A 15,960-nucleotide genomic window follows, 5' to 3' on the forward strand; every position below is an offset into this window, starting at 1 on the left:
TATTCAGGCAACTGGTGAACCAATTCCCATGTAGATGAATTAGGCAAGCAAAAAAAATAGGCTCTTTACGACAAACAGGTGACAAGCGTGAATTGTTCCGGTAGGTTCCATTTCAATAACAACAAGATGCTTCAGCAGAAATGCTAGGATGCTCAAGGACATCGCGGTCTGAGTCTTGGGAGGAAGGACCTTCTGGCGCATCGCAAGATCCGCAGCCGCCCAGCCAGGTTATAAAACAACCGGCCAGGGAACGGGGGTCAGTTTAGACGCGGAACTCATCAAAGGCAGAGCTCGCTCTGCCTTTTTCTTTTGTGGTCAGATCGGTTTGGATGCGCCCGCTGCAAATGCCGGCGTTCGCCCATGTGCATCCACAACCTCCTCGATCAAAAATACGTTTGCGCTTTATTCGTGCATGGGCGCCAACATGTTTAACCAAAGGTTGACGTGTGGCGGAACTTATCTATAAATCTTACGTAAATTGAATTGATAATTATAACAATGTGGGAGGAATTGATGATACGCGATCTTATTAAACCGGTTGTGTTGCTGACAGCGGGCATGCTCTTGAGCGCACCTGCTCTCGCAGCACCGGTCAATGGGACAGGCCTGGTAACACCTGACGTTATTTTTGGCAGCGGCAACGCAAATGGGTCCTTCACAGGCGTGAATACCAACAACGTCGAACTGGGGCTTCGCGGCAAGGTGCGCTATAACAGTGCGGGCCTGCCTGAAAACACGTTCAATTACGATGGCGACCGCACGTATACGTTCTCGCCTGCCGACAGCAACGCGCCTGCAAATCGCTCTGCGTTCAATTTCGAATGGTCGATCAACTCGGATGTTTCGGGCACCGGTTCCCGCAACTTGACTGATCTGACATACCTCTTGCAGGTTGACACGGATCCGGGCGCGGGAACGAATTTCGAGTCTTTCGACCCCATCAATCAGCTCTTTGCGGACCACGCGCTTGGAAACAACTCGACGGCAAACGGTGCCGGAGTTTCCAACCTCTTGCTGTATTCCGCGATCGTCGGAAACTACAACGTCGCGCAGAACTCCTGGAACCTGGGTTTCAGCCTTCTTTTCCCCGGCATCGTCGATCCGCAGGCTGAGGGCCTTTACACCATCAACCTGTCCGCTGCGTTGAACGGCAACACGCTGGCGTCAACCTCGATCGACATTCTGTATGGCGTCACGCCCGTCCCGGTTCCGGCCGCACTGCCGCTTCTGGCCGCAGGGCTGGGCCTCTTGGGCTACATGGGCACGCGCAGAAGACGACAGATGTAAGGCCTGACGAAGCCAGGCGAACAATTCGACCAAAAGCAAACGGCCCTCTCGGAGGGCCGTTTTTTTGGTTTCGAAACAGATGCAATATCGCGTATGAGCGCCCGCTTAACCTGTCCGCGTGCTGGGCGGCCTGAACAACGGGATGTCCTCAAGCCCGAACCCGGACTGGCGCAGCGCCAGATAGGCGCAGAACACCACGGATGCGATCAGTGTCGTCAGCACGATGACTTTCAAGAACTGCGGTTTGTGCGGCGCGCTTGGTTCACTTCCGGGCACGACTTCCCCGGCTTCTTCCTGCGTCCGGTGAAGCCCGAAGGGAAGAATCGCAAACAGGATGATCCACCAGATCATGAAAAATATGGCGAGGCCAAACGCGATCGACATGGCTTAAGCCTCTTCCAACTCGGTCAGTGTACCGAGAAAATCCTTCGGGTGCAGAAACAGGACCGGCTTGCCATGCGCACCTATCTTCGGCTCGCCATCGCCAAGCACGCGTGCGCCGTCCGAGACAAGCTTGTCACGCGCGGCAATGATGTCGTCCACCTCGTAGCAGACATGGTGAATCCCACCCGAGGGGTTCTTCTCCAGGAACTTCGCGATGGGGGAATTTTCGCCCAGTGGTTCGAGCAATTCGATCTTGGTGTTCGGAAGATTGATGAAAACGGTACTCACACCGTGATCAGGCTGTTCTTCCTTTGCCGAAACCGAAGCGCCGAGCGTATCCCGGTAAACGGCTGTCGCCGCCTCGATATCCGAGACCGCTATGGCAACATGGTTCAGTCGTCCGATCATTTCCGCTCCTTCACGCAGGCGCAGTCCTGTGACTGCACGCTTGATTATAGTTGGGTCACCATAACCTTGCAGAGCGTCTTTTTGCCCCACACGTCCAGGATCTCCGATCGTGCCGCGCGCCGTGCTGCTTCGCCGACCAGGTCCTTGTCCTTGCGCCGCGCCTTTGGAATGCTTGTCACGGCACCGACGATGGCCTTGATGACAATGTCTTCCATCGGCTCGCCATCGTCATCCGTATCCGGCAGGCCGAGCAGAGCGATGTCAGGATCGCTCAACAAGTCACCGGCCCGATTGACGACAAGCGACACGATGGCAGCTCCGGCAAAGGAGAGCTTGCGCCGTTCCTTCACGCCGGTTACCTCCGGATCGTCAAGAACACTTCCATCCTTGACCAAGATGCCTGAAGGGGCCTCATCGATAACGGCCGCCCTGCCCTCATTCAGGCAAATGATGTCCCCGTTCTTCCCGCGCACGACTTCCGGAACACCAAGTTCCCTTGCAAACGCGGCATGCGTGGCAAGATGCAACGGTTCACCATGAACGGGAAGCACGACTTTCGGGTTGAGCACTTTGTATAGCTGTTCCAGTTCGCCCCGGCGCGGATGGCCGGAAACATGCACGAGCGCATCCTTGTCCGTGACAATCTTGATGTCGTTGTCAGCAAGATTATTGAGCACTTCGGCAACAGCCTTCTCGTTTCCCGGAATTGTGCGTGAAGAGAAGATGACCGTATCGTCCCGGGACAGCGCCACGTTACGATGATCTCCCGCAGCAATGCGGGCGAGCGCTGCCCGGCTCTCGCCCTGCGATCCGGTACACAGGAGAACCGTCTTGTTTCGCGGCAGGTATCCGAACGCTTCCTCGTCATGAAATTGCGGCAGGCCATCCATGTAACCGAGTTCGCTTGCCACGGCGATCACCCGGTGCATCGATCGTCCGACGATCACAACATCGCGCCCATTGGCGGCCGCCGCTTCCGCAACGGCCCTTATCCGGGCAACGTTGGATGCGAAAGTCGTCACGGCCACGCGCTGTTTTGCCCCCGCAATGACCTTCTTGAGTTCAGCAGCAACATCCCGTTCGCTCGGACTGATGCCGTCGCGCACTGCATTGGTGCTGTCGCAGACAAGAGCCATCACGCCTTCGCGCCCGATTTCGGCAAGACGGTCGAGATCGATAGGCAACCCGACACCAGGTGTCGGATCGATTTTCCAGTCGCCCGTATGTAGAACCAGGCCGGCAGGTGTCCGGATTGCCAGGGCACAGGGTTCGGGGATCGAGTGCGCCATCGCGACGAATTCGACATCGAACGGACCGATCTTGTGCCGCTCCCCCTGCTTGACGACCGTGACCGGAACCTCTTCCGCGCCCGGTTCGCTCTCTGCCTTGGCGGCCAGAAGGCCGGCGGTAAACGCTGTTGCGTAGACCGGAACCTTCAAGAACGGCCACAAATGCAGAATGCCGCCGTAGTGATCCTCGTGCGCATGGGTAATGACCATGCCTGCAATGTTGTCGACCTCGTCCTCGAGAAACTTGATGTCGGGGAGGATAACGTCGATCCCGGGCAGATCAGGCCCTGCAAAACTCACCCCGCAATCGACGATGAGCCATGTTCGGTCGTCTTCCGGACCATAGCCGTAGAGCCCGAGATTCATCCCGATTTCACCGACGCCGCCAAGCGGCAGGAACACGATTTCGTTCTTCTTGTTATTGGCCGAAGCCATGGATTGCTCCTTTAAATCCTTGAGCAGGCGGTTCACCGGAATTCAGTCTCCGGGAAAGAAAACATCACCTGCATAGATGGTGCGCACACCGCCGTCATCCTGCTTGAGGACAAGATGGCCGCGCGCATCCAGATCGGCAAAAATGCCGGAAATTTCTTCTCTGGCCGTTTTGACGGAAATCTCTTTGCCCAGATGGGCTGCCCGATTGAGCCAGTTCTTTCGGGTCGTTTCAAATCCGCGCCGTTGTCCCCAACCGACCAGTTGCGATGAAAAGGACTGGGCGAGTGCCTCGAACATGCGCTCGGCCGACACATTGAACCCCAGGCTCCTGAGATCGGTCGCCTGGTACATTGTAAGCGGCGGATGGGAGATGCAATTGACCCCGAAACCGATAACGACCGCCTGACGCCCATCGGAGAGAAGTTCCGCCTCAAGCAGAATGCCGGACAGCTTCGCTCCATCGACCAATAGGTCATTCGGCCATTTCAGCTGCACCAGATGGAGTGTTCCGGCCGCTTTGTCAACTGCATCGGCAAGAGCGACCGCAGCGACGAGCGGCAGTTCACCGATCCTCTCGGCCGGTTTCGGATCGATCAGCAGAAGGCTCGCGAACAGGTTGCCGACGGGCGACGACCAGTCCCGTCCCCTGCGTCCCCGGCCCTCTGTCTGTTCTCCAGCACGGATCCAGAGGTTGCCGGCATGTCCTGCACGGGCACGTTCGAAACAGAGCGCGTTGGTCGACCCGACACTCTCCTTCTCTTCAAACAGAAAGTCCGGCGCACCCGGCACCGGACGTTCGGAAAAATCCTGTGTCATGAAGCCCGTCAGAACAGCGACTGCGCGGCTGCGCTTGCAGCATTGACGACCTGTCCCGGCGCCAGCCAGAACAGTACGACGAAGACGCTCGACAGGCCAAGCACAACGCGCAGCTCCATCGGCATGGCCTCGAAGCCTTCAACGGGCTCGTCAAAGAACATCACCTTGACGATCCGAAGATAGTAATACGCACCGACCACGGACATGAGAACGCCGATAATCGCCAGCGGGTAAAGGCCTGCCTCCACAGCGGCAACGAAAACGTACCACTTGCCGAAGAACCCGACGAGCGGCGGAATTCCTGCAAGCGAGAACATCAGCAGCGCCAGAAGGATCGCCATCGGCAGGTTTGTCTGCGACAGGCCGGACAGGTCCTCGATCTCTTCGACCATACCGTCCTTGCGCCGCATCGACAGGATGCAGGCAAACACGCCGAGCGTCATGCCGAGATAGGCGATCATGTAGAAAATGACGCCTTCAACACCTGTCTGTGTGCCGGCGGAAAGCCCGACCAGGGCGTAGCCCATGTGACCGATGGAGGAATAGGCCATCAGTCGTTTCAGGTTCCGCTGCCCGATGGCTGCGAAGGCACCAAGAGCCATGGAAGCAATCGACACGAAGACGACGATTTGCTGCCAGTCGCTGGTGACCGGTTGGAAGGCCTCGATCACGATCCGGACCATCATCCCCATTGCCGCGACCTTGGGAGCAGCGGCAAGGAACGCTGTAACCGGTGTCGGTGCGCCTTCGTAGACATCAGGCGTCCACATGTGAAACGGCACAGCCGAAATCTTGAAGGCGAGACCTGCCAGGATGAAGGTAAGGCCGATCACGAGGCCAATCGACGCCCCGTCATGCGCCAGCACCTCGGCAATCGCCGCGAAGGAAATCTGACCCGTAAAGCCGTAGACCAGAGACATCCCGTAAAGCAGCATGCCTGAAGACAGCGCGCCCAGAACGAAGTATTTCAGGCCGGCCTCAGTGGATCGCACGCTGTCCCTGTTGATCGCTGCGACCACGTAGAGCGCCAGGCTCTGCAGCTCCAGACCCATGTAAAGTGCGATCATGTCGTTCGCCGACAGCATCAGCATCATGCCGAGCGTGGCCAGAACGATGAGGATCGGATATTCGAAGTGATCGAAGGACTGGCTCTTGGCGTAGGCCCACGACATGGCAATGGCGAAGAACGACCCCGCCAGGACCAGCAGCTTCAGGAGATAGGCGAAATCGTCGAGCACGAACGAGCCGCCAAAGGTTTCCCCGAAACTCGGCACCAGCATGAGCACCAGGAAACCGGTTCCGAGCAGGCCCATGGCCCCGCCGAAGACAACGTAGCTGACACCCTTTCCACCGAACGCTCCGATCATCAGAAGCACCATCGCTCCGACGGCAAGGATGATCTCCGGCAAGACCGGCATGAGATCTGGCAATTGGCTCACATCTGACATAGCTCTGTCTCGTCCTCGAAACCTAGTTCGCCGCCGCAGCGGCGGCTGCATGCTGGGTTACCCCGGCCGCTTCAAGCGCTGCAGTGTACTGATTGATAAGATTGTCCACCGAGCCCTGCGTCACATCGAGGATCGCCATCGGATAGAAGCCGAAGAAAATGGTCAGGATGATCATCGGGAACAGGATCACCTTTTCCCTCAGGTTCAGATCCAGCATCGACTTGAGGCTCTCCTTCTCCAGCGCGCCGAAAACAACGCGGCGGTAGAGATAGAGCGCATAGGCCGCCGACAGGATCACGCCGGTGGTGGCAAAGAAGGCAACCCAGGTATTGACCTGGAAGGCGCCCATGAGCGTCAGGATCTCACCGACGAACCCTGATGTTCCAGGCAGGCCGACATTTGCCATCGTGAAGATCAGGAAGGCAACCGCGTATTTGGGCATCCGGTTCACAAGGCCGCCATAGGCGGAGATCTCGCGCGTGTGCATCCGGTCGTAGATCACCCCGACGCACAGGAAGAGCGCCCCGGAAACGATGCCATGGGACAGCATCTGGAAAATGCCACCCTGCACGCCCTGCTCCGTCATCGTGAAGATGCCCATGGTGACGTAACCCATATGCGCGACGGACGAGTAGGCGATCAGCTTCTTGATGTCCTCCTGGGCAAGCGCGACCAGGGAGGTGTAGATGATTGCAACCACGGACAAGGTGAACACGAACGGTGCGAACATGTCCGATGCGATCGGGAACATCGGCAGCGAGAACCGCAGGAAGCCGTAGCCGCCGAGTTTCAGGAGAATACCCGCCAGGATGACCGAGCCGGCCGTGGGAGCCTCAACGTGCGCGTCCGGCAGCCAGGTGTGCACCGGCCACATCGGCATCTTCACGGCAAAGGAGGCAAAGAACGCCAGCCAGAGCCAGGTCTGCATCCCGCTCGGGAATGTGTGTGCCAGGAGCTTCTCGATATCGGTCGTGCCAGCGTTCCAGTACATCGCCATGATGGCGATCAGCATCAGGACCGAGCCGAGCAGCGTATAGAGGAAGAACTTGTAAGACGCGTAGACGCGGCGCTTTCCGCCCCAGACACCGATGATCAGGAACATCGGAATGAGGCCGGCCTCGAAGAAGATGTAGAACACGAACAGATCAAGTGCGCAGAAGACGCCGATCATCAGCGTTTCCAGCACCAGGAACGCGATCATGTATTCCTTGACCCGCTTCTGAACACTCTCCCAGGAAGCGAGAATGCAGAACGGCATCAGGAACGTCGTCAGGATCACGAACAGCACCGAAATCCCGTCAACGCCCATCTTGTAGCTGATGTCGCCGCCGAGCCAGTCGCGGTTTTCCACGAACTGGAAGCCCGGATTGGAATAGTCGAAATTGCCCCAGATGAACAGCGACAGCAGGAACGTCACACCGGTCGTGACAAGGGCCACCATCCGGATGTTGCGTTTGCTGCCCTCGTCGTCGCCAGGCACGAGGAGGATGAACAGGACGCCGAGCAGCGGCAAGAAGGTCGTGAGTGACAGTATTGGCCAGTCAATCATTAGTGTGCACCCCCGCCGGTGCCAGTACCGGTGAACATTGACCAGGTGATGAGCGCAGCCACACCGATCAGCATCGCAAATGCGTAGTGATAGAGATAGCCCGTCTGAAGCCGGACGACCCAGGACGTGACATTTTGAACCCGCGCCGAAATGCCATCGGGTCCAAAGCCGTCGATCACGGTCCCGTCACCCTTCTTCCAGAGCGCACGGCCGATCCACATGGACGGACGGACAAAAAGGAAATCGTACAATTCGTCGAAGTACCATTTGTTGAGCAGGAACTTGTAAAGACCCTGGTGCCGTTCAGCGAGCTTTTTCGGCATCTCGGGCGACCGGATGTAGAACTGGTACGCCACAAGGAAACCGATCACCATCATGACAAAGGGCGAGACCCTGACCCAGGCCGGTACATCATGCATGGCATGCAGAACGTGGAGATCGCCGAAAGCCGGCAAGGCGCCGTTCCAGAACGCTGTATAGGCGTCTTCGGAGTAGAAGAACGAATTGTAGAAGACCATTCCCGCGAGGACCGCCCCTATTGAAAGAACGAACAGGGGCACGGTCATCACCAACGGCGATTCATGAACATGTTTCATCACGTCAACCGGTGCGCGCGGTTTGCCGTGGAAGGTCATGAAAGTCAGGCGCCAGGAGTAGAACGAGGTAAGCGCGGCGGCGATGACGGTCAGCCAGAAGCCGTAAAGCGCCATCGGATTGGCGTGCTCCCCACCGGCGCCGGCAAAGGCTGCCTCGATGATCCCGTCCTTGGAGACGAAACCGGCGAACCCGATATGCGTGAACGGAATGCCGACGCCGGTCAGGGCCAGCGTGCCGATCATCATCGTCCAGTAGGTAATCGGGATATGTTTCCTGAGCCCGCCCATCTTGCGCATGTCCTGTTCGTCGGACACCGCGTGGATCACCGAACCGGCACACAGGAACAGGAGCGCCTTGAAGAAGGCGTGCGTGAACAGGTGGAAGATGCCGATCGAATAGGCACCAACGCCAAGGGCGACGAACATGTAACCGAGCTGCGAACAGGTCGAATAGGCAATCACCCGCTTGATGTCGTTCTGAACCAGTCCGACAGTCGCGGCAAAGAATGCCGTCGTCGCTCCGAAGAAGACGATCACGGTCAGCGCCGTCTGCGACAGCTCCATCAACGGCGACAGGCGCGCCACCATGAAGACACCGGCGGTCACCATTGTCGCGGCATGGATGAGGGCGGAAACCGGCGTCGGGCCTTCCATCGCGTCCGGCAACCAGGTGTGCAGCAGGAACTGCGCCGACTTGCCCATCGCGCCCATGAACAATAGCAGGCACACGATGGTCATCGCGCCTTGCGGATCGAGCTGGTACCCGAGGAAGGTCATGACCGGCTCCTGGCCCTCGATGAAGGACGGAGCGTCATTGAAGATGGTCGTGAATTCGATGCTCTGGAAAAGATAGAACACGCCGAAAATGCCGAGTGCGAAACCAAAATCGCCGACACGGTTGACGACGAACGCCTTGATGGCCGCCGCGTTTGCGGACGGTTTCTTGTACCAGAAGCCGATCAGCAGGTACGACGCGAGGCCCACGCCTTCCCAGCCGAAGAACATCTGAAGCAGGTTGTCGGCGGTGACCAGCGACAGCATCGCGAAAGTGAACAGCGACAGATAGGCAAAGAAACGCGGCCGGTGCGGATCGTGATGCATGTAGCCGATGGAATAGACATGCACCAGCGCTGAGACCGTGTTGACAACGACCAGCATGACAGCTGTCAGCGTGTCGACGCGAATGGACCAGGCCACTTTCAGATCGCCCGCATCGATCCAGCGGAACAGTTCGACGATCTGCAGCTCCGAACCGCCAAGCCAGAAGCCGAAGAAGGTTATCCAGGACAGGATCGCTGCCAGTATGACCAGGCCGCTCGTGATGTACTCACAGGCCTTGTCCCCGATGGCGCGACCGAAGAGGCCGGCAATCAGGAAGCCGATGAGCGGCAGGAACAGGATTGCGGAATACATCAGGTCCTACCCCTTCATCACATTAACGTCTTCCACGGCGATGGAGCCGCGGTTTCGGTGGAACACCACCAGGATCGCCAGCCCGATCGCGGCCTCGGCGGCAGCGACGGTCAAAACCAGCATCGTGAAGATCTGCCCCATCAGGTCGCCGAGGAACGAGGAGAAGGCGACAAAGTTGATGTTGACCGAAAGCAGCAGCAATTCGATCGACATCAGAATGACAATCACGTTCTTTCTGTTCAGAAAAATCCCGAAAATCCCGATTGTGAACAGGATCGCCGCGACCGAAAGATAATGCGACAGACCGATTTCCATGGGCGCCTCGCCGTGCTCCCCTCAATTACCCCAACCGGGAACCGCACGGAGGAGCGTGCCGGCTTCCGGACTATTCTCAAGTGACGCGAAGTCTCCGCGTCAGATTCCCTTGCCCGTCTCCACCTTGCGGACCTCGATGGCAGCCTCACGCGTGCGGCCAACCTGCTCCGGAATGCTTTGACGTTTCACATTTGGTTTGTGGCGCAGCGTCAGAACAATTGCCCCGATCATGGCCACCAGAAGTACCAGGCCCGCCACCTGGAAGAAGAAGATGTATTTCGTGTAGAGAACCGAGCCGATCGCTTCGATATTGGTTGTCTGCGCAAGATCAGGTGTCGGCTCCGCTCCATGACCCAACACACCGGGTGCAATGAACCAGGCCCCCAGCGCCATCAGAAGTTCGACCATGAGGATCAGGCCGACCAGACCGCCGATGGGCAGGTATTGAAGAAAACCCTGCCGCAATTCGACAAAATCAACGTCCAGCATCATGACAACGAACAGGAACAGCACCGCGACGGCGCCCACGTAGACGACCACGAGAAGCATGGCCAGATATTCAGCGCCCAGCAACACGAACAGCCCGGCAGAGTTCACGAAGGCAAGGATCAGGAACAGGACCGACGTGACCGGGTTTCGGGCAGCGATCACCATTAACCCGGACGCCAGCGTGACGCCGGCAAACAGGTAGAAAAAGAGGGCTTTAAGGATCATATCAAAGACCTGCCTGTCGTGTGGCCGAACCGGCCGAAGGTGCGCGGTCCGACCGGATTGCCGGGCCAGCGCCAGAGTGTTCGGTTAGCTCCTAACGGTAAGGAGCATCCATTTCAATGTTGCGTGCAATTTCGCGCTCCCACCGGTCCCCGTTGGCGAGCAGCTTTTCCTTGTCGTAGTAAAGCTCCTCGCGGGTTTCCGTTGCGAACTCGAAATTCGGTCCCTCGACGATCGCGTCCACCGGACAGGCTTCCTGACAGAAGCCGCAATAGATGCACTTGACCATGTCGATATCGTACCGGGTCGTCCGGCGTGTGCCGTCATTGCGGCGCGGCCCCGCTTCGATGGTGATCGCCTGCGCGGGGCAGATCGCCTCGCACAATTTGCAAGCAATGCAGCGTTCTTCACCATTCGGGTAACGGCGCAACGCGTGTTCTCCCCGGAAACGCGGGCTGACGGGCCCCTTCTCGAACGGGTAGTTCACGGTCGGCTTTGGTTTGAAGAAGTACCGCATCGCCAAAAAGAACGCCGACACGAACTCCTGCAGAAACAGCGATTTTGCGGCCTGGTTAAGTCCCATCGCGGTTGTCTCTCCTTGATCAACCAGCCAACTGGCTGGCGGCCCAATAGCCGATAACCGGGAAGCCGATTATCGGAACTCCAAAAATCAGTGCGCCGAGGGGCGCCTTGTACCTGGCAGCGGCGCCACCGTCACCGCCGGCCTGCCTGTTTTTCATTTCCGACGCCTGAAGAATTCCCTTCAGGATCCTGTAGTCGATCCAGCCGACATAGAGCCCGACAACAGCGCCGATCACGCCGGCAAGCGACACGCTCACGCTGCGCCCGGCGCCCAACCGGTTGCCATCAGAACAGCGGCAACCACAACGACCATCGCCAGCGACAGCGGCAGGAACACTTTCCAGCCGAGACGCATGAGCTGGTCATAACGGTAGCGTGGCACCATTGCCTTCACCATGGCGAACATGAAGAACCCGAGAAGGCACTTCAAAATGAACCACACGACGCCCGGAACCCAGGTGAACGGCGCAAAATCAAACGGCGGCAACCAGCCTCCCATGAAGAAGATGGTCATCAGGGCGCACATCAGGCAGATCGCGACGTATTCCCCGAGCATGAACATCATGTACGGCGTGGACCCGTATTCCACCATGAAGCCCGCGACGAGTTCCGATTCCGCTTCCGCAAGATCGAACGGCGGCCGGTTCGTTTCTGCGAGCGCAGACACGAAAAACACCACGAACATCGGGAAGAGCGGCAGCCAGTACCAGTTCAGGAAAGACAGCCACGGCACGCCAAGCATGGTCGCAAGACCTGTCTGCTGCGCCTCGACGATGCCTGAGAGGTTCAAGGTCCCCGCACACAGCAAAACCGTCACGATCACGAAACCGATGGACACTTCGTAGGAAACCATCTGCGCCGCAGACCGGAGCGCCGACAGGAACGGGTATTTCGAGTTGGATGCCCAACCGCCGATGATCACGCCGTAGACTTCAAGGGAAGAGACCGCGAAGACGAAAAGCACGCCGACATTGATGTTGGCAATCACCCATCCGTCAGCAACCGGAATGACAGCCCAGGCCGACAGCGCCAGCAGGACGGAAATCAACGGCGCCAGCAGAAACAGGATCTTGTTGGACCCGTCCGGGATCACCGGTTCCTTGAGCACGAACTTCAACAGATCGGCAAAGCTTTGCAGCAAGCCCCAGGGGCCGACCACGTTCGGACCGCGGCGGATCTGAACGGCGGCCCAGATCTTGCGGTCCGCGTACAAAATGTAGGCGACGATAACCAGAAGCACGACCATAAGCAGAATGCTTTGGAAGGCGATCCAAAGGAACGGCCATCCATAGATCGTCATGAATTCAGCCATATCGGTCCCCTGTCCCTATTCAGCTGCTTCTGCCGCCCGCGATTGGGCGAGCGCCGAACACTCGGCCATCGTCTTGGACGCGCGAGCAATCGGGTTGGTCAAATAAAAGTCGCGGATCACGTTGGCAAATCCGGCGTTGTCCATCTTCGCCGATGCATTCGCCAGCTTCTCCAGATCCGCAGCATCGCCGGGCTCGATCGCGTCGATCCCTGTCAGGTGCGGATGTGCCTCGAACAGTTTCGCGCGCAATTCGGCAAGCGAATCAAATTCGAGCGTCTGGCCGAGATTCGCTGAAAGCGCCCGCAGGATCGCCCAGTCTTCGCGCGCATCTCCAGGAGGAAAGGCGGCACGATCGGCCATTTGCACCCGGCCCTCGGTATTCACGTATATCGCCGATTTCTCGGTATAGGCCGCACCCGGCAGGATCACGTCCGCCCGATGTGCGCCGCGGTCGCCGTGGGTGCCCTGGTAGACCACGAAGGCACCGTCCGGAACCTCGACCTCGTCAACGCCGAGCAGGAACAGCACATCAAGCGCGCCGCCCTCCAGCATCGCGCCTGTGTCCTTGCCGGTTTCGCCCGGCACGAGCCCGATATCGAGCGCACCGACCTGTGAGGCCTCGGTGTGCAGGATATTGAACCCGTTCCAGCCGTCCTTGATAACGCCAAGGGATTTGGCGGCCGCCACAATGTTCGCCAGAACTGCCGCGCCGTCCGGACGGTTCAATGCCCCCTGCCCGACAATGAACATGGGCCGTTCGGCCTTGGCCGGAGCATGGTCGACAAATTGTTTGAGAGTATCCGGTCCCGCACCCAGATAGGTGACCGGATAGGTCAGGTCGGCATTCTCGCCGATGAGACCGATCTGGATATCGCCCTGTGTCCACCTCTTGCGGATGCGGGCATTCAAGACCGGTGCTTCCTGGCGGGGATTGGTGCCGATCAGCATGATCGCGTCGGCCTCTTCAATGCCTGTGATGGACGAATTGAAAATATAGCTGGCGCGGCCGTTCTTCGGGTGCAGCGGCGATCCCGGAAAGCGGCTGTCGATGTTTTCAACACCGAGTTTGCCCATCAGGCTCTTCAGTGCGAACATGTCCTCGACACCGGCCAGTTGGCCGGCAAGTGCACCGATCCTGTCAGCGGTCGTGCCCTTGACCTTGTCCGAAATGAGCTGGAACGCCTCGGACCAGGAAACAGCCTGCAGCTTTCCGTCCTTGCGTGCATACGGACGATCGAGACGTTGCGTCTTCAAACCGTCCCAGATGTAACGCGACTTGTCGGAGATCCACTCCTCGTTGACGTCCTCGTTCAGCCGCGGCATCACGCGCATGACTTCCTTGCCGCGTGAATCGACCCGGATTGCGGAACCGACGGCATCCATGACGTCAACGCTTTCGGTCTTGGTCAGTTCCCACGGACGGGCATGAAACTCGTAAGGCTTGTGGGTCAGCGCGCCAACGGGACAAAGGTCGGCAACATTTCCCTGCATTTCAGAGGAAAGCGCTGCTTCCAGGTAGGTGGTGATTTCGGCGTTCTCGCCGCGCCCGACAAGACCCATATCGGTCACACCGCACACTTCGGTGGTGAAGCGGACGCAACGGGTGCAGTGGATGCAACGCGTCATGATCGTCTTGATGAGCGGGCCGATTTCCTTGTTCTCGACCGCGCGCTTGTTCTCGTGGAAGCGGGAGCCGTCGACACCGTAGGCCATGGCCTGGTCCTGCAGATCGCACTCGCCGCCCTGGTCGCAGATGGGGCAGTCCAGCGGGTGGTTGATCAGCAGGAATTCCATCACGCCCTCGCGGGCCTGCTTGACCATCTCGGATTTGGTTTCAACAACCGGTGGCTCCCCGTTGGGACCCGGGCGCAGGTCCTTCACGCCCATCGCGCAGGATGCAGTCGGTTTCGGCGGTCCGCCCTTTACCTCGACGAGACACATGCGGCAGTTGCCGGCAATCGACAGCCTGTCGTGATAGCAGAAACGCGGAACTTCAGCGCCCGCCTCTTCACAGGCCTGCAGCAGCGTGTAGTCCGCCGGAACTTCCACTTCCTTGCCATCAATGATGAGCTTCGTCATCCGTTGCTCTCCAAATCCCGTTCCGCTTACTCAGCCGCCACCATGGTCGAAGACGCCTTCGACTTGGCGACATAGTCATCGATACGCTGCTCGATGACAGGCCGGAAATTCTTGATCAAACCCTGGATCGGCCACGCTGCCGCGTCACCGAGTGCGCAAATAGTATGGCCTTCGACCTGCTTGGTCACCTTGAAGAGCATGTCGATCTCTTCGTAGGAAGATTCGCCCTTCACCATGCGTTCCATGACACGCCACATCCAGCCCGTACCTTCGCGGCACGGCGTGCACTGGCCGCAGCTTTCGTGCTTGTAGAAGTAGGAAAGCCGCGCGATCGCCTTGATGATGTCCGTCGATTTGTCCATGACGATCACGGCAGCGGTTCCAAGGCCCGAGCCCATGCCGCGCAGTGTGTCGAAGTCCATCGGCGCGTCCTTGATCTCATCCGCCGTACAGCAGGGAACGGACGACCCGCCCGGGATCACTGCAAGCAGATTGTCCCAGCCACCGCGGATTCCGCCGCAATGCTTGTCGATCATTTCTGAGAACGGAACGCCCAGTTCTTCTTCGAAGGTCGCCGGCTGATTGACATGGCCGGATACGCAGAAAAGCTTGGTCCCGGTGTTGTTCGGACGGCCGAGCGCGGAGAACCAGGCAGCCCCCCGGCGCAGGATCGTCGGCGCAACCGCGATCGATTCCACGTTGTTCACCGTCGTCGGGCAACCATAGAGACCGACATTCGCCGGAAACGGCGGTTTCAGACGCGGTTGACCCTTCTTGCCCTCAAGGCTTTCCAGAAGCGCGGTCTCTTCACCGCAAATATAAGCCCCGGCACCGTGGTGCACGTAGATGTCGAAGTCGTAGCCGTTCTTGTTGTTCTTGCCGATGAGGCCCGCGTCATAGGCCTGATCGATCGCCGACTGCAGGCGCTCGCGTTCGCGGATAAATTCGCCGCGAACGTAAATATAGGCTGCAACGGCATTCATGGCGAAACCCGCCACAAGGCAACCTTCGACGAGCGTGTGCGGATCATGCCGCAGGATTTCCCGGTCCTTGCACGTTCCTGGCTCCGACTCGTCCGCATTGACGACGAGATAAGCCGGCCGGCCATCGGACTCCTTGGGCATAAACGACCACTTGAGCCCGGTCGGAAAGCCCGCGCCACCACGGCCACGCAGTCCCGAATCCTTCATTTCCTGAATGATCCAGTCGCGCCCCTTGTCCAGAAGCCCCTTGGTGTTGTCCCACTGGCCGCGCTGTTTCGCACCCTCAAGACCCCAGTCATGCAGACCGTATATATTGGTGAAGATCCGATCCTGATCTTTCAGCATCTCTTCCC

Annotated in this window: 15 protein-coding genes; 1 reads left to right on the plus strand and 14 read right to left on the minus strand. The window is 58.6% G+C overall.

The genetic code is table 11. From position 1 onward, the window contains the following. Positions 1–513: 513 nt before the first annotated feature. Entirely contained in the window at positions 514–1,287 is a 774-nt protein-coding gene (locus RBB49_RS15320) for a PEP-CTERM sorting domain-containing protein (RefSeq protein WP_306143728.1), read from the plus strand. 105 nt (positions 1,288–1,392) lie between these two features. Here the strand turns inward: RBB49_RS15320 and RBB49_RS15325 are convergent, their stop codons facing one another. The 14 genes from RBB49_RS15325 to nuoF all read right to left on the minus strand — a co-directional run bounded on the left by RBB49_RS15325 (position 1,393) and on the right by nuoF (position 15,952). Then, positions 1,393–1,671: a DUF1467 family protein gene (locus RBB49_RS15325; RefSeq protein WP_306143729.1), complete on the minus strand. Its 279-nt coding sequence runs from the start codon at positions 1,669–1,671 to the stop codon at positions 1,393–1,395. Between the two features lie 3 nt (positions 1,672–1,674). Further along, positions 1,675–2,079, minus strand: coding sequence for a methylmalonyl-CoA epimerase (gene mce, locus RBB49_RS15330; RefSeq protein ID WP_306143730.1), 405 nt, complete (start codon positions 2,077–2,079; stop codon positions 1,675–1,677). Positions 2,080–2,123: 44 nt separating this feature from the next. Next, positions 2,124–3,803: a ribonuclease J gene (locus RBB49_RS15335; RefSeq protein WP_306143731.1), complete on the minus strand. Its 1,680-nt coding sequence runs from the start codon at positions 3,801–3,803 to the stop codon at positions 2,124–2,126. A gap of 42 nt (positions 3,804–3,845) precedes the next feature. After that, complete coding sequence (locus tag RBB49_RS15340; RefSeq protein ID WP_306143732.1) at positions 3,846–4,619, minus strand: biotin--[acetyl-CoA-carboxylase] ligase; 774 nt, start codon at positions 4,617–4,619, stop codon at positions 3,846–3,848. Positions 4,620–4,627: 8 nt separating this feature from the next. Then, positions 4,628–6,067: an NADH-quinone oxidoreductase subunit NuoN gene (gene nuoN, locus RBB49_RS15345; protein WP_306143733.1), complete on the minus strand. Its 1,440-nt coding sequence runs from the start codon at positions 6,065–6,067 to the stop codon at positions 4,628–4,630. Between the two features lie 22 nt (positions 6,068–6,089). Continuing rightward, entirely contained in the window at positions 6,090–7,616 is a 1,527-nt protein-coding gene (locus tag RBB49_RS15350; RefSeq protein ID WP_306143734.1) for an NADH-quinone oxidoreductase subunit M, read from the minus strand. Then, positions 7,616–9,625 (minus strand): NADH-quinone oxidoreductase subunit L, encoded by a 2,010-nt coding sequence (nuoL, locus tag RBB49_RS15355; protein ID WP_306143735.1) that lies wholly within the window; start codon positions 9,623–9,625, stop codon positions 7,616–7,618. Before nuoL ends, RBB49_RS15350 begins: the two co-directional genes overlap by 1 nt. A 6-nt stretch (positions 9,626–9,631) precedes the next feature. Continuing rightward, a complete protein-coding gene (nuoK, locus tag RBB49_RS15360; protein ID WP_029063407.1) occupies positions 9,632–9,940 on the minus strand; it encodes an NADH-quinone oxidoreductase subunit NuoK in 309 nt (102 codons plus the stop codon). Between the two features lie 99 nt (positions 9,941–10,039). Beyond that, positions 10,040–10,654, minus strand: a complete 615-nt coding sequence (locus tag RBB49_RS15365) for an NADH-quinone oxidoreductase subunit J (RefSeq protein WP_306143736.1) — start codon at positions 10,652–10,654, stop codon at positions 10,040–10,042. 91 nt (positions 10,655–10,745) lie between these two features. Beyond that, positions 10,746–11,234, minus strand: coding sequence for an NADH-quinone oxidoreductase subunit NuoI (gene nuoI, locus RBB49_RS15370; protein ID WP_306143737.1), 489 nt, complete (start codon positions 11,232–11,234; stop codon positions 10,746–10,748). A gap of 19 nt (positions 11,235–11,253) precedes the next feature. After that, complete coding sequence (locus tag RBB49_RS15375) at positions 11,254–11,490, minus strand: hypothetical protein (RefSeq protein ID WP_306143738.1); 237 nt, start codon at positions 11,488–11,490, stop codon at positions 11,254–11,256. Continuing rightward, positions 11,487–12,545, minus strand: a complete 1,059-nt coding sequence (gene nuoH / locus RBB49_RS15380) for an NADH-quinone oxidoreductase subunit NuoH (RefSeq protein ID WP_306143739.1) — start codon at positions 12,543–12,545, stop codon at positions 11,487–11,489. Before nuoH ends, RBB49_RS15375 begins: the two co-directional genes overlap by 4 nt. Before the next feature lie 15 nt (positions 12,546–12,560). Beyond that, the gene (gene nuoG, locus RBB49_RS15385; protein ID WP_306143740.1) at positions 12,561–14,624 is read right to left on the minus strand and encodes an NADH-quinone oxidoreductase subunit NuoG; all 2,064 of its coding nucleotides are present in this window, start codon (positions 14,622–14,624) and stop codon (positions 12,561–12,563) included. 26 nt (positions 14,625–14,650) lie between these two features. Continuing rightward, on the minus strand, positions 14,651–15,952 hold the full coding sequence (nuoF, locus tag RBB49_RS15390; RefSeq protein WP_306143741.1) for an NADH-quinone oxidoreductase subunit NuoF: 1,302 nt from the start codon (positions 15,950–15,952) through the stop codon (positions 14,651–14,653). Positions 15,953–15,960: the final 8 nt, after the last annotated feature.

The sequence above is a fragment of the Roseibium sp. MMSF_3412 genome (assembly GCF_030733265.1).
GTDB lineage: Bacteria > Pseudomonadota > Alphaproteobacteria > Rhizobiales > Stappiaceae > Roseibium.